The following is a 13,440-nucleotide window of genomic DNA, read 5'->3' as shown; positions in this document are numbered from 1 at the left end:
GGAGAATTCAAATCTCAGGCCGCGAAACGGGCGATGTCCTGGCGGCTTTCGACCAGGTCGAGCACGTCGCCCATGCGGAACTCCGGATCGACCGGGTGCAGGGCGTCATAGACCGAGCGGGCGAAGGCCAGGTCGGCGGCGGTCTTGACCCGCCAGTCCAGCTTCGACCAGTCGCGATGGGCCTTCAGGTGCGCCTGGCTCCAGCGCTTGGGCTGATTGCGGATCGCCGCCGTCGGGGAGATGCGGGCCAGCGGGTCGCGCTCCTCGCCAGCGGCTTCGCGCAGCGCCCCGACCTTGATCACCTCGACCTCGAGGCCGACCGGATAGGTGCGGTGGACGCGGTTGGACGTGTAGTCGGCGTCGCTGGCCAGGGCCAGACGGACGGCCTCGTCGACGATGCCGGGATCCATGAACGGCGCGTCGCCCTTCAGGCGCACGACGTGGGTGACCGCGCTGATCGCCTCGGCGCAACGGGCGATGCGGGCCAGGATGTCGGCGCCGGCCCCGCGATGGACGGTGTGACCGCGCGAGACCAGGAACCCGGCCAGGGCGTCGTCGACGCTCTCGGTGCTGGTGGCGACAATGATCTTCGAAAGACAGCGCGCGCCGCGCAGGCGCTCCAGCTGGCGCACGATCATCGGCTCGCCCTGGAGCGTGGCCATAGACTTGCCCGGCAGCCGGGACGACCCCATGCGGGCTTGCAGGACAGCGAGGATCATGGCGCGGTTTCCCTTTGTTGGGAGAAAGCTAGACCAGACTCATAAAACTCAAGTGAATCAGAACCTTACAAGGCCTTAACCAGCGGGCTTAATTCGCGGATACAAAGACGTAGGCGACCAGGCGGCCGACCTCCGTACCGTCGCAGCTGATTCTAGGGATGGATCAGGCGACCCAACGTCGCGGGTCGAGCGCGACCGGATCGTCGATCGCCATCTCGTCCCAGTCGAGGTCCGGCGGCGGGCTCGAGGCGGCGGCGACCACGGCCGACAGCTCGGCGGCCGAGTTGACGCCGACCAGCACGGCCGAGCCTTCCGGGCGCGACAAAGCAAAGCCCAGGGCGGCTTGAAGCGGATCCGAGCGGCCTTCGGCGATCATGCGGCGCACGCGCGACAGACGGCCCGAGGCGCCCTTCAGCTGGGCCGGGACGCGGTCGGGCGGCAAGAACAGCAGGCCGTTCAGGAAGATCGAGCGCAGGTGCACCTCGACGCCCATGCCGGCGATGCGTTGCAGCGAGCCGTCTGCCAGCAGGCGCTGGTCCAGCAGCGAGGCCGGAGCTTGCAGGATGTCGGGCTTGAAGCGACGGGCGACGCCGACCGGATCGTCGGTGGCGTGGGCGGCGACGCCGATCTTGGCGAACAGACCCTGGTCCTTCAGGCGCTGCAGGCGGTCCCACAGGGCCGCGCCGTGCGGGCCGAACAGCTCCGAGGGCGAATGGACGACGATGGCCTCGGCGCGTTCCACGCCGATCCGGCGCAGCGTGGCGCGGGCCTCGGCCTCGACGAAATCGGGGCCGCGGTCGGCGCGGGCGGTGGCGATGGTGACGCGGAACGGAACCGGACGCGGAATCAGGTCGCCCAGCACCGTCTCGGCGCGGCCGAACAGGCCGGAGGCGTCCAGCACCGACAGGCGGGCGCGGGCGGCGATGTTCAGGATGTCGCGCGTCTCGGCTTCCGGCGAACGGCCGCGCGGCGCCGACGAGCTTCCGCCGTCGAGACCGAACTGGGCGGCCGCCAGACCGAGTTTTGAGACCGAAATGGACATCGCCATCCGTGCGCGAAAAACACCAACAGAGGGGAACGGTACGCGCCAAGGTTTGAACATCAGGTTTCTGGAAACTTGCCGAGGCGTTAACGTCGGGCCGATGACCCCTGACCGTTCAAACGACGCCGCCGCCTCCCTTTGGCCGATGCACGGCATGGCCGATGACGCCCGCCCGGCCTTGGCCGCCGCGCTTTCGAGGGGTCCCGCCGCCCTGGCCACCATTATCGCGCTGGGCGACGGCGGCCCCCGTCCGGTCGGCGCCCAGATGGTGTTCGGCGACGGCATTATTTCCGGATTTCTGTCCGGCGGCTGCATCGAGGCCGACGTCGAGGTCCACGCCCGGGCCTGCCTGGCCGATGGCCAGCCGCGCCACCTCGTCTATGGCGAAGGCAGCCCTTGGCCCGACATTCGCCTGCTGTGCGGGGCGCGGATCGAGATCCTGGTCGAGAGGATCGCGCCCGACGATCCCGCCGCGCGGACCCTGCTGGACCTGGCCGCCGCCCGCGCGCCGGCCTTCTGGGTCACCGACGGCGAGAAGCGCCTATGCGTCGAGGAGCCGCAGGCGCTGTGGCCGGGCGCCTTCGAGCGCGCCTATGACCCGACGCCACAGCTGATCGTGCTGGGCGGCGACCCGACCGCTTTGGCGGTGGCCAGCCTTGGGGCGCAGTCAGGGTTCGAGACCTTCCTGATTCGCCCCAAGGGGCCGGCCGCGCCGCCGCCCCTGACCGACGTCGCCTATCGCCGCGAGGCCGCCGGCGAGGCCCTGGCGGCGATCGGCCTGGACGCCTGGACCGCCGTCGCCGTCTGCGGCCACGACATCGAATTGGACCACGAGGCCCTGCTGGCCGCCCTGCCCTCGCCCGCGCCCTATGTCGGCCTGCTGGGCGCGCGACGACGGCTGGCCGAGCGGCTGGCGCGGCTGAAGGCGGCGGGCCTCTCCGACCGTGACCTGGCCAAGCTGCGCGCCCCGATCGGCCTGGATCTCGGCGGCAAGGCCCCGTTCGAGGTGGCCGTGGCGGTGATCGGCGAGATCATGGCCACGCGGCATGGGCAGCCGGCGCTGGCGCGGCGGGTGGTGGAGGCCTAGCCCGGCGCCGTCTCCGCCCCGAACGCCGCCAAGTCCTCGATCAGCGCCTTGGCCGCCATGTCCACGAGCTCGCCGCCCTTTTCGGGCGTCGCCTGGGCCGGGTCCGAGCCCATGCGGCCGTCGGCGTAGCGGGCGCGGAAGTCCAAGGCTTCGCGGATCGGGCCGGTCGGGGCGATCTTCGGCTCGTACGGCGTCGTCTTGATCGTTTCCGGATAGGCCCACTGGGTCACGGCGATCTCGGACGGGGTGGCGTGGCTGCCGTGGCCGGTCGGGAATTGCCGGTTGGCCAGGGCGTGGACGCCGGCCAGGTCCCACCAGTTCTTCAGCTTCAGGGCGAACGGCGCGCGCTGCTGGCGGAAGCTGTAGTCGGCGTAGATCTCCGAAAAGGCCGCCTCGATCGAGGCGACGTTGCCGCCGTGGCCGTTCAGGAAATAGATCCGCGTGAAGCCGTGGGCGCCCAGCGACCGCACCCAGTCGCCGATCGCGGCGATGAAGGTCGAGGGCCGCAGGAAGATGGTGCCCGGGAAGGCCAGGTGATGTTGGGCCATGCCGATGTTGAAAGTCGGGGCCACCAGGATCCTGTCGCCCGCCCGCTTGCTGGCCTCGTGGGCGATAATCTCCGGGCACAGCCAGTCGGTGCCCAGCAGCCCCGTCGGCCCGTGCTGCTCGTTCGAGCCAATCGGCACCACCACGCTCGTGCTGGCCTTCAGGCGGTCTTCGATCTCGGACCAGGTGGAGAGCGCGAGCAGCATGGGAAAACTCCGGACAGAACGAGGAACGACGCTTTACGCCCCTCATATGGGGTCGTCATCTTCCCACCCTATCGGATAGGCAAACCCGCCGCGCTCGCGAGAAACCGGAATGGTCTGCTTGCGTCGGGCGCCGGGCTTCGCCTATTCCGGCGACCAACGAGATATGGGAGTGCGGCTGGTGAGCGACGGACAGGTTTTCCCGGTTCCTCAAGACCTGGCGGAGGCGGCGCATATCGACGCCGCCGGCTACGCGGCCGCCGTGGCGCGAGTCGAGGCCGATCCCGAGGGCTACTGGCGGGACGTCGCCGCCCGCCTCGACTGGATCAAGCCGCCCAGCAAGATCAAGGACGTTTCGTTCGCCAAGGACGACTTCCGCATCCGCTGGTACGAGGACGGCGTGCTCAACGTCTCGGCCAACTGCCTGGACCGCCATCTGCCGGCCAAGAAAGACGAGGTCGCCCTGATCTTCGAGGGCGACGAGCCCGGAACCTCCAGCACCCTGACCTATGGCCAGCTGCACGAGGAGGTTTGCCGCATGGCCAACGTCCTCAAGAACCTGGGCGTCAAGAAGGGCGACCGGGTCACCATCTACCTGCCGATGGTTCCGATGGCGGCCGTCGCCATGCTGGCCTGCGCCCGCATCGGCGCGGTGCACTCGGTGGTGTTCGGCGGCTTCTCGCCCGACAGCATCGCCGGCCGGATCGAGGACTGCGGCTCACGCCTCGTCATCACCGCCGACCAAGGCTGCCGGGGCGGCAAGCGCGTGCCGCTGAAGGCCAATGTCGACGAAGCTCTGCTGCGTCGGCCAGAAGTCGAGAAGGTGCTGCTGATCCGCCTGACCGGCGCCGACGTGCCCATCGTGCAAGGCCGCGATGTGGTCTATGGCGACGTCCGCGACACGGTCTCGTCCGATTGTGCGCCCGAGCCGATGAACGCCGAAGACCCGCTGTTCATCCTCTACACCTCGGGCTCGACGGGAAAGCCCAAGGGCGTGCTGCACACCACCGGCGGCTACCTGGCCTGGGCGTCTTGGACCTTCTGGGCGGTGTTCGACTACAAGCCGGGCGAGGTGTTCTGGTGCACGGCCGACGTCGGCTGGGTCACCGGTCACAGCTATGTCGTCTACGGTCCGCTGGCCAATGGCGGGACCAGCCTGATCTTCGAGGGCGTGCCGAACTATCCGACCCCCAGCCGCTTCTGGGAGGTGATCGACAAGCACAAGGTCGAGATCTTCTACACCGCCCCCACGGCCCTGCGCGCCCTGATGCGTGAGGGCGACGAGCACGTGACCAAGAACGACCTCTCGTCCTTGCGCATCCTCGGCAGCGTCGGCGAGCCGATCAATCCTGAGGCCTGGCTCTGGTATCATCGCGTGGTCGGCAAGGAGAAGCTGCCGATCGTCGACACCTGGTGGCAGACCGAAACCGGCGGCATGCTGATCACCCCGCTGCCGGGCGCCACCGACTTGAAGCCGGGTTCGGCCTCCAAGCCGCTGCCGGGCGTCAAGCCGCAGCTGGTCGACGCCGAGGGCCAGGTGCTGGACGGCGCGACCGAGGGCAACCTCGTCATCACCGACAGCTGGCCGGGCCAGATGCGCACGGTCTATGGCGACCACCAGCGCTTCTTCGAGACCTACTTCTCGACCTATCCCGGCAAGTATTTCACCGGCGACGGCTGCCGCCGCGACGCCGACGGCTATTACTGGATCACCGGCCGGGTCGACGACGTGATCAACGTCTCGGGTCACCGCCTGGGCACGGCCGAGATCGAGAGCGCCCTGGTGGCCCACGAGGCGGTCGCCGAGGCCGCCGTGGTCGGCTATCCGCACGACATCAAGGGCCAGGGCGTCTACGCCTATGTCACCCTGAAGGCTGGCGTCGAGGCCACCGACCAGCTGCGCAAGGACCTGATCCTGTGGGTGCGCCACGAGATCGGCCCGTTCGCCGCCCCCGACATCCTGCAATGGGCGCCCGGCCTGCCCAAAACCCGGTCAGGCAAGATCATGCGCCGCATCCTGCGCAAGATCGCGGAGAACGAATTGGGCAGCTTGGGGGACATATCCACGTTGGCCGATCCTTCGGTGGTCGACGATCTCGTCAAAAACCGAGCCGGAACGTAACGAAGGACGGGCCGGCCGCGTTGGCTTCAGCATGATGCGCCGGCTTGTCCTCCTCCTCGCTCTGCTCGCCCTCGCCAGCCCCGCGCACGCCGCGGCCGAATGGGAGACGCGCGACGGCGGCATCGCGGTCGAGGCTCGCGCCGACGACCACGGCCGGGGCATGGTCTGGGCCAGTGTCGACATCGCCGCCCCGCCGGCGGTGGTCTTCCGCGTCATCCTCGACTGCGACCTGGCGGCCCGCATGAGCCCCGGCGTCAAGAGCTGCCGTGTCGTGTCCCGCGCCCCCGACGGGACCGAGATCCGCGAGCACACGGTCAAGTGGGGCTTCTTCCTGCCGACCCTGCGCTCGACCTCGCGCGTCACCCTGGAGCCCGACCGCCTGATCCGCTTCAGCTGCATCGGCGGCGACATCCGCGCCTGTGAAGGGTCCTGGAAGCTGGAGCCCTTGGACGGCGGACAGCGCACCCGCGTCACCTACGACATGTGGGCCGCCTCGCCATTCGCCGTGCCCGCGAGCTTGGTCAGCGGCATGATGCGCCGCGACGTGCCACAGTCGCTGAGGGCGCTGCGGCGCGAGTGCGAGGACCGATGAGCGATATCGATCGGGAACGGCCCGACGGCCTCTGGCTGTTCGACGGCGTCTGCAATTTCTGCACGGGCTCGGTCCAGACCGTCCTGCGCCTGGACCGCGAGGGCGTGATTCGCTTCACGCCCATCCAGTCTGCCTACGGTCGGGCGCTCGCCCGCGCCCACGGCCTGGATCCCGACACGCCCGAAAGTTTCCTGTTTCTCGACCACGGCCGGCCCCTGGCCAAGACCGCCGCGATCGGGGCGCTGCTGCGCCGCCTCCGCGCGCCCTGGCGCTGGCTGGCCTTCGTGGATCGACTGCCAAAAAGGCCGGCGGACGCGGCCTATGACTGGATCGCCCGGAACCGCTACCGCCTGATGGGCAAGAAGGACCGCTGCATGGTCCCGAGCCCGGCCCAGCGCGAGCGGTTCATCCTGGAATGATCCCCCGTCGCATCGTCCTGGTCGGGGCCAGCGGCGTCTTCGGCGCGCGACTGGCCGCCATGATCGCCCGCTGGCCCGACGTCGTGCTGGTGCTGGCCGCCCGGCGGCAGGAACCGCTGGCGGCATTGCGGGCCCGCCTCGAGGGCCCGGCGATGACCGAGGTCGTCACGTTCGATCGTAACGCGCCGGATGGTCTTGCCGCGCTCGCGCCGTTCGCCGTGGTCGACGCAGCCGGCCCGTTCCAGACCAGCGACCTGCGCTTGCCCAAGGCGGCGCTGGCGGCCGGCGCGCACTATGTCGACCTGGCGGACGGCCGCGCGTTCGTCGCGGCTTTCCCCGAAGCTCTAGAACCCGCGGTCGCCGCATCCGGCCGTTGGGCGATCACCGGCGCCAGTTCAACTCCCGCCTTGAGCACGGCCGCTCTGGATCGCCTCACCGCCGGTTGGAGTCGGATCGACGTGGTGACCACCGCCATCTCGCCCGGCGCCGACGCCCCTCGTGGCCCGTCGGTCGTCAAGGCCATCTTCTCTTGGGTCGGCCAGCCGGTTCGCGTGTTCGAACGCGGCGCCTGGACCTCGCGTCCGGGCTGGAGCGGCTCGCGACGGGAACTCTTCCCGGGCCTGGGCCGCCGCTGGGTCGCCTTGGCCGAGACCCCGGACCTCGATGCCCTGCCAAGTCGCTATGCGCCGCGCCTTGTCGGCCGCTTCCAAGCCGGTCTGGAACTGCCCCTGGCGCATCACGGCCTGGCGCTGCTGGGCTGGGCGTGCGGGGTGGGGCTGGTCTGCGATCTCGCGCCCTTTGCCCGTCCCTTGGGATTCCTGGCCGATCGGCTGGCTCGCTTCGGGACCGATCGCGGCGGCATGGTCGTCGAGGCCGTCGGCGAGGACGAGACCCGGCACGCCGTTCGCGCCCGCTGGGGGCTGTGGGCGGACGCCGGCGCGGGACCCAACACCCCTGCCGCGCCCGCCGCCGCCGTTCTGCGGGCGTTGCTGGACGAGCGCTTGGAAGGCCCGCCTCGCGCCACCGCCTGTATCGGCCTGCTGCCGCTGGAGGACCTGCTGGCGCCGCTAGCGCCCTTTCCGATCCGCACCCGTGTCGACACGGCCTCTCCCAATGCGAAGGGCGTCTTCGCCCGCGCGCTTGGCCCGCGCTTCGCCGCCCTGCCCGAGGTCGTCCGCCGAGCCCATGGCGGCGCCCCCCAAACCCTGGTTGGATGGGCGCGCGGGCGCGGCGCAACCGGCGGGGCCCATCTCGTTCGTTGGCTGCAAGGCTTGCCCGAACGCGGCCGTCACGAGACCTCGGTCGGGATCGCTTCGGACGATCTGGGCGAGACCTGGACCCGCCAATTCGGCGCCCGCCGCTTCCGCTCGCGCATCGTCCCGGTCCGCGAAGACGCCTACGCCTTCGAGGAGACAGCCGGCCCGTTGACCTTCCGCTTCCACGCCGCCGACTATCCGGGCGGGTTCTCGTGGATGTTCGAGGGCTGGCGGATCGGCCCGCTGCCTCTTCCCGCCGCCTGGGCGCCGCGCATGCGGGCCCGGACCTTCGCTCGCGACGGCGTCTACCGTTTCCGCGTGCTGGTCGCCCATCCGTGGATCGGGGTGATCTTCGGCTATGCGGGACGGCTGAGCCTGACCTAGCCCTGGGACAGCGCTGCTTCCCCGCACATGACAGCACGGTAAGGTTTACCGCGCGAGGGGCGGTGCTAGGGTCGCGCGGACTGTTCAGGAGACCTTCGCGCATGATCCGCACCGCCAGGCTGGCCCTCGTGGCCGCCGCCCTCTCCACCACGGCGCTTTCACCCCTGGCCATGGCGGCGACGCAGGCCAAGGCGAAGCCCAGGACGGCGGCGGTCGCGCCCGTGGCGTCGGCGATCAAGGTTCCGCCGATCGTCTACCAGCAGCGCGTGCTGGCCAACAGCCTGAAGGTGTTCACCTCGCGCGACACCACCACGCCGAACGTCACGGTGCAGGTCTGGTACGGCGTCGGCTCCAAGGACGACCCGCACGGCCGCTCGGGCTTCGCGCACCTGTTCGAACACCTGATGTTCAAGGCCACGCGCAACATGCCCAGCGAGACGCTGGACCGCCTGACCGAGGATGTGGGCGGCTTCAACAACGCCTCCACCTGGGACGACTTCACCAACTATTACGAGGTCGCCCCGGCCAATCACCTGGAGCGCCTGATCTGGGCCGAGAGCGATCGCCTGAAGTCGCTGGTCATCGACGACGCCGTATTCGCCTCCGAGCGCGACGTCGTGAAGGAAGAGCTGCGCCAGCGCGTGCTGGCCGATCCGTATGGCCGCTTCTTCGCCCTCTCGATCCCGCAGCAGTCGTTCGCGACCCACCCCTACCAGCGCCCCGGCATCGGCTCGATCGAGGAGCTGGACGCGGCCACGGTCGACGACGTCCGCGCCTTCCACGCCACCTACTACCGCCCGGACAACGCCGCCCTGATCGTCGTCGGCAATTTCGACCAGGCCAAGCTGGACGCGATGATCGACCAGTATTTCGGCCCACTGACCACGCCGGCCGGCGCGATCCCGAAAGTCACCGCGGTCGAGCCGGCCCGCACGGGACCCAAGACCGTCACCACCTACGGTCCCAACGTGCCGCTGCCCGCCCTGGCCATCACCTGGCTGGCCCCGGCGGCGGCCAACAAGGACACGCCGGCCCTGGCGGTGCTGGACGCGGTGCTGACGGCCGGCAAGTCCTCGCGCCTCTATGACAGCCTGGTCTACGACCAGAAGATCGCCCAGTCGGTGTTCTCCGACGCCCCGAACAACGCCCAGCCGGGCCTGTTCTACGTCGGGGCCATCATGGCCGGCGGCAAGACGGTGCAGCAGGGCGAGACGGCCCTGCGCGCCCAGGTCGCCCGGATCCGCGACGGCCTCGTCACCCCGGCCGAACTGGCCGAGGCCAAGACCGGCCTGCTGGCCGACGCCGTCCGCCGCCGCGAGGAGATCGACGGCCGCGGCTTCGCGATCGGCTACGCTCTGGAGACCGAGGGCGACGCCGCCAGCGCCAACACCAACCTGGCCAAGCTGCAGGCCGTCACCGCCGCCGATATTCAACGCGTCGCCAGGAAGTACCTGGCGGACGACCGCCGCACGGTGATCCGCTACCTGCCGGAAAAGGACCGCCCGGCCGGCGAGAAGGACGTCACCCCGCCCATCCCGAAAGTCGCCTCGGTCAAGTTCGACGGCCCCGTCACCACCCTGGCCCCCGAGGGCGAGCGCCAGAAGCCGCCGGCCGTCGCCCCGCCGGTTCCGGCCGTCCTGCCCACTCCGGCCGAGAAGACCCTGGCCAACGGCCTGCGGGTCATCGTCGCCAAGTCGAGCGACCTGCCGCTGATCACCGCCGACCTGACCGTGCGCGGCGGGGCCAGCTCCGATCCCGCCGGCCTGGCGGGCGCGTCCAACCTGACCGCCGAGCTGCTGACCGAAGGCACAACCACCCGCTCGGCCACCCAGGTCGCCCGCGAGACCGAGGCCTTGGGCGCCAACCTCGAGGCCGGCTCGGGCTGGGAGGCCGCCTCCCTGACGCTTAGCGTCACGGCCAACAACGCGTCACCAGCCATGGCGATCATGGCCGACGTCGCCCAGCATCCGGCCTTCTCGGCCGAGGAGCTGGACCGGGTCCGCACCGAGACCCTGGACGGCCTGTCGGTCTCGTACCAGCGCCCCGGCAGCCTGGCCGGCTTCGCCACCGCCCCGGTGCTGTACGCCGGCTCGGCCTATGGTCACGTGGCCGGCGGCACGCCCGGCTCGCTGCCCAAGATCAAGCGCACCGACCTGGCCAAGGCCCACGCCGCCTATTGGCGTCCCGACAACGCCGTGCTGGTCCTGACCGGCAATCTGACGCCCGCGGCCGGCTTCGCCCTGGCCGAGAAGGCGTTCGGCGCCTGGAAGAAGCCCGTGGCCCCGCCGCCGGCCCCGCCGGCCGCCCCGACCGGCTACCAGCCGCGCAACGTCGTCATCGACCTGCCAGGCACCGGCCAGGCGGCCGTGGTGCTGGCCAAGCCGGCCATCACCCGCGCCGACCCGAACTACTACCAGGGCATCGTCGCCAATACGGTGCTGGGCGTCGGCTACTCGTCGCGCCTGAATCAGGAGATCCGCATCAAGCGCGGCCTCTCGTACGGCGCCGGCTCCAGCCTGACGCCGCAGGGTCGCTTCGGCGGCTTCTCGGCCCGGGTGCAGACCAAGAACCCCTCGGCCGGCGAAGTGGTGACCCTGACCCGCGCCGAGCTGAGCCGCTTGGCGGCCGAGCCCGCCTCGGCCACCGAGCTGACCGCCCGCAAGTCGGTTCTGGTCGGCAATTTCGGACGCGACCTCGGCACCTCGGAAGGCCTGGCCAACATCCTGGGCAACCTGGCCGTCTACGGCGTGCCGCTGACCGAGATCCAGAGCTACGCCGCCAAGGTCGAGGCCGTGTCGCCGGAGGAGGTCCAGGCCTTCGCCAAGGCCAAGCTGGACCCGGCCCAGATGAGCGTCATCGTCGCCGGCGACGCCAAGGCCATGGGCGAGGACCTGATCAAGGCCGCGCCGAACGCCACGGTGATCCCGGCCGCCAAGCTCGACCTCGACAGCCCGACCCTGACCAAGTGAGGGAGCACGGAACCGGCGCGCGCGATTCCGATTGAGGTCTCCATGAACGAGGTCGACATCGCGATCGTCGGCGCCGGCGCCGCCGGCCTGGCCGCCGCCGAAGCCGTGGCCGCCAGCGGGCGCTCGGGCGTCCTGCTGGAGGCCCGCGACCGGCTGGGCGGGCGGGGCCACACGATCGCCTCGCCCGTCGGCCCGCTGGACCTGGGCTGCGAGTGGCTGCACTCGGCCGACCACAACCCGCTCGTGGCGCGGTTTCAGGCCCTGGGCCTGACCATCGACAAGACCCCGCCCCCGTGGGCCAACCTCGCCGACAGTCCGACCTTCAGCCGCGAGGAGCGCGCCCAGTTCGGCGAGGCCTTCCTGGCGCTGGACGGGCGGCTGGAGGCGGCGGCCCACGACGGCGGCCCCGACCGCCCGGCAGCCGAACTGCTGGATCCGACCTCGCGCTGGAACCCGCTGCTGAACGCCTTCAGCGCTTTCTACAACGGCGCCGAGTTCGACCAGGTCTCGCTGCACGACTACGTCGCCTACGAAGACACCGAGGTGAACTGGCGGGTCGCGGAGGGGTACGGGGCCGGCCTGGTGCGGCTGGCGCCGGCCCTGCCCACGCGTCTGGCCTGCCCCGTGACCACGATCCGCCACGACGGCTCGCGCCTGGTGCTGGAGACGCCGCTAGGGGCGGTCTCGGCGCGGGCGGCGGTCATCTGCGTCCCGACCGCGATCCTGGCCTCGGACGCCCTGCGCTTTTGGCCGGAGCTGCCCGACAAGCAGGACGCCGCGGCCGGCCTGCCGCTGGGGCTGGCCGACAAAGTCTTCCTGCGGGTCGACGAGCCCGAGGCCTTCGCGCCGGAGGCCCAGGCCTATGGCGATCCCCGGCGCACCGCCACCGGGGCCTACCACCTGCGGCCGCTGCATCGGCCGATGATCGAGGTGTTCCTGGGCGGCGCCCATGCGCGGGCGCTGGAGGGCGAGGGCCCCGGCGCGGCGACGGCGTTCGCGATCGAGGAGCTGGTCGGCATCTACGGCAGCGGCGTGCGCTCGCGGGTGCATGTCCTGGCCGAGACGGCCTGGGCGGCCGATCCGTTCGCGGGCGGTTCGTATTCCCATGCGCTGCCGGGACGGGCCGGGGACCGGGCGCGGCTGGCGGCGCCCGTGGACCAGCGCCTGTTCTTCGCGGGCGAGGCTTGCAGCGCTACGGCCTTCTCGACCGCCCACGGGGCCTGGCTGACCGGTCAGGCGGCGGCGCGGGCGGCGATCGAGGCGCTTTAGGCCTTCTTGCTCGCCAGCAGGTCGCGAATCTCGGTCAGCAGCTTTTCCTGCGGCGTCGGCGCGGGCGGCGCTTCCGGGTCGGCGGCGTCGGCGCGGCGGATGCCGTTGACCACCTTGACCAGCAGGAACACCACGAACGCGACGATGAAGAACTGGATCAGGGTGTTGATGAAGGCGCCGTACTGGACGGCCACCTTTTCGACCGCTTCCGTCGCCGGGTTCTCGGGACGCAACACCCATTCCAGCTTCGAGAAGTCGAGGCCGCCGGTCAGCAGGCCGATCGGCGGCATGATCACCTGGTCGACCAGGCTCTTGACGATGCCGTTGAACGCCGCGCCGATGATCACCCCGACGGCCAGGTCGATGACGTTGCCGCGAGCGATGAACTCGCGGAATTCCTTGACGACGCTCATGACAAATCCCTCGCCACCTCAAACTAGCGCGAGAGGCTGACGGCGTTCGCGCCCCGGGGTCAAGCCCGGCGCAGCCTTGTTGCTATTCGTCGCCGTCCGCGTTCAGCCGGGCGCGCAGCTCCTTGCCGCTCTTGAAGAACGGCACGTGCTTGGCGCGGACATCAACCGCCTCGCCGGTGCGCGGATTGCGGCCGGTGCGGGCGGGACGCGAGCGGACCGACAAGGCGCCGAAGCCGCGCAGCTCGACACGGCCGCCGTCCTCCAGCGCACCGATCATACGCTCCAGGATCACGCCGACTACGCGTTCGACGTCTTTCTGCGTCAGGTGCGGATTTTCATTCGCGAGCCTGGCGATGAGTTCAGACTTGATCATCGATATCCCCGGAACGCCCCTGGGAGGAAAAGGCGCGACCGGACCT

12 protein-coding genes are annotated in these 13,440 nt (G+C 70.4%); 7 read left to right on the top strand and 5 right to left on the bottom strand.

Annotated features, from left to right (window positions below; genetic code table 11):
* Positions 1-14: 14 nt before the first annotated feature.
* Positions 15-719, bottom strand: a complete 705-nt coding sequence (locus ASC70_RS20715; RefSeq protein ID WP_056054013.1) for a glycosyltransferase family protein — start codon at positions 717-719, stop codon at positions 15-17.
* Between the two features lie 163 nt (positions 720-882).
* Entirely contained in the window at positions 883-1,761 is an 879-nt protein-coding gene (locus ASC70_RS20710) for a bifunctional regulator KidO (protein ID WP_047404111.1), read from the bottom strand.
* On the opposite strand from ASC70_RS20710, the gene ASC70_RS20705 reads away from it, so the two are divergent.
* The gene (locus ASC70_RS20705; RefSeq protein ID WP_082539522.1) at positions 1,754-2,848 is read left to right on the top strand and encodes an XdhC family protein; all 1,095 of its coding nucleotides are present in this window, start codon (positions 1,754-1,756) and stop codon (positions 2,846-2,848) included. The genes ASC70_RS20710 and ASC70_RS20705 overlap by 8 nt on opposite strands.
* Here ASC70_RS20705 and ASC70_RS20700 read toward each other — a convergent pair.
* Entirely contained in the window at positions 2,845-3,600 is a 756-nt protein-coding gene (locus tag ASC70_RS20700; protein ID WP_056054007.1) for a creatininase family protein, read from the bottom strand. The genes ASC70_RS20705 and ASC70_RS20700 overlap by 4 nt on opposite strands.
* Positions 3,601-3,775: 175 nt before the next feature.
* Here ASC70_RS20700 and acs point away from each other — a divergent pair, with 175 nt between their 5' ends.
* The 6 genes from acs (at position 3,776) to ASC70_RS20670 (ending at position 12,608) form a co-directional block, all read left to right on the top strand.
* Positions 3,776-5,719 (top strand): acetate--CoA ligase, encoded by a 1,944-nt coding sequence (gene acs, locus ASC70_RS20695; protein WP_082539565.1) that lies wholly within the window; start codon positions 3,776-3,778, stop codon positions 5,717-5,719.
* A 34-nt stretch (positions 5,720-5,753) separates the two neighbouring features.
* A complete protein-coding gene (locus ASC70_RS20690; RefSeq protein ID WP_056054112.1) occupies positions 5,754-6,311 on the top strand; it encodes an SRPBCC family protein in 558 nt (185 codons plus the stop codon).
* Positions 6,308-6,730 carry a thiol-disulfide oxidoreductase DCC family protein gene (locus ASC70_RS20685; protein ID WP_082539523.1) on the top strand — a complete coding sequence of 141 codons (423 nt, stop codon included), beginning with the start codon at positions 6,308-6,310 and terminating at the stop codon, positions 6,728-6,730. Before ASC70_RS20690 ends, ASC70_RS20685 begins: the two co-directional genes overlap by 4 nt.
* The gene (locus tag ASC70_RS20680) at positions 6,727-8,370 is read left to right on the top strand and encodes a DUF4166 domain-containing protein (protein WP_056054001.1); all 1,644 of its coding nucleotides are present in this window, start codon (positions 6,727-6,729) and stop codon (positions 8,368-8,370) included. The genes ASC70_RS20685 and ASC70_RS20680 overlap by 4 nt, the downstream gene beginning before the upstream one ends.
* A gap of 101 nt (positions 8,371-8,471) precedes the next feature.
* A complete protein-coding gene (locus tag ASC70_RS20675) occupies positions 8,472-11,339 on the top strand; it encodes a pitrilysin family protein (RefSeq protein ID WP_056053998.1) in 2,868 nt (955 codons plus the stop codon).
* Positions 11,340-11,381: 42 nt separating this feature from the next.
* On the top strand, positions 11,382-12,608 hold the full coding sequence (locus ASC70_RS20670; RefSeq protein ID WP_056053995.1) for an FAD-dependent oxidoreductase: 1,227 nt from the start codon (positions 11,382-11,384) through the stop codon (positions 12,606-12,608).
* Here the strand turns inward: ASC70_RS20670 and mscL are convergent.
* Together mscL and ASC70_RS20660 are read right to left on the bottom strand one after the other, a co-directional pair.
* Positions 12,605-13,021: a large-conductance mechanosensitive channel protein MscL gene (gene mscL, locus ASC70_RS20665; protein WP_056053993.1), complete on the bottom strand. Its 417-nt coding sequence runs from the start codon at positions 13,019-13,021 to the stop codon at positions 12,605-12,607. The two genes, ASC70_RS20670 and mscL, sit on opposite strands and share 4 nt — an antisense overlap.
* A gap of 82 nt (positions 13,022-13,103) precedes the next feature.
* Positions 13,104-13,394, bottom strand: a complete 291-nt coding sequence (locus ASC70_RS20660) for an integration host factor subunit beta (RefSeq protein ID WP_010921415.1) — start codon at positions 13,392-13,394, stop codon at positions 13,104-13,106.
* Positions 13,395-13,440: the final 46 nt, after the last annotated feature.

Origin of the sequence: Caulobacter sp. Root343, assembly GCF_001425745.1 — a bacterium.
Taxonomy (GTDB): Bacteria; Pseudomonadota; Alphaproteobacteria; order Caulobacterales; family Caulobacteraceae; genus Caulobacter.
This window is presented reverse-complemented; position numbering and strand designations above follow the sequence as displayed.

What these genes read in the sequence shown, in the direction of transcription:
- ASC70_RS20715 (WP_056054013.1), bottom strand. Translation starts at nt 719, where the DNA reads ATGATCCTCGCTGTCCTGCAAGCCCGCATGGGGTCGTCCCGGCTGCCG.
- ASC70_RS20705 (WP_082539522.1), top strand. Translation starts at nt 1,754, where the DNA reads ATGGACATCGCCATCCGTGCGCGAAAAACACCAACAGAGGGGAACGGT.
- ASC70_RS20710 (WP_047404111.1), bottom strand. Translation starts at nt 1,761, where the DNA reads ATGTCCATTTCGGTCTCAAAACTCGGTCTGGCGGCCGCCCAGTTCGGT.
- ASC70_RS20700 (WP_056054007.1), bottom strand. Translation starts at nt 3,600, where the DNA reads ATGCTGCTCGCGCTCTCCACCTGGTCCGAGATCGAAGACCGCCTGAAG.
- ASC70_RS20690 (WP_056054112.1), top strand. Translation starts at nt 5,754, where the DNA reads ATGCGCCGGCTTGTCCTCCTCCTCGCTCTGCTCGCCCTCGCCAGCCCC.
- ASC70_RS20685 (WP_082539523.1), top strand. Translation starts at nt 6,308, where the DNA reads ATGAGCGATATCGATCGGGAACGGCCCGACGGCCTCTGGCTGTTCGAC.
- ASC70_RS20680 (WP_056054001.1), top strand. Translation starts at nt 6,727, where the DNA reads ATGATCCCCCGTCGCATCGTCCTGGTCGGGGCCAGCGGCGTCTTCGGC.
- ASC70_RS20675 (WP_056053998.1), top strand. Translation starts at nt 8,472, where the DNA reads ATGATCCGCACCGCCAGGCTGGCCCTCGTGGCCGCCGCCCTCTCCACC.
- ASC70_RS20670 (WP_056053995.1), top strand. Translation starts at nt 11,382, where the DNA reads ATGAACGAGGTCGACATCGCGATCGTCGGCGCCGGCGCCGCCGGCCTG.
- mscL (WP_056053993.1), bottom strand. Translation starts at nt 13,021, where the DNA reads ATGAGCGTCGTCAAGGAATTCCGCGAGTTCATCGCTCGCGGCAACGTC.
- ASC70_RS20660 (WP_010921415.1), bottom strand. Translation starts at nt 13,394, where the DNA reads ATGATCAAGTCTGAACTCATCGCCAGGCTCGCGAATGAAAATCCGCAC.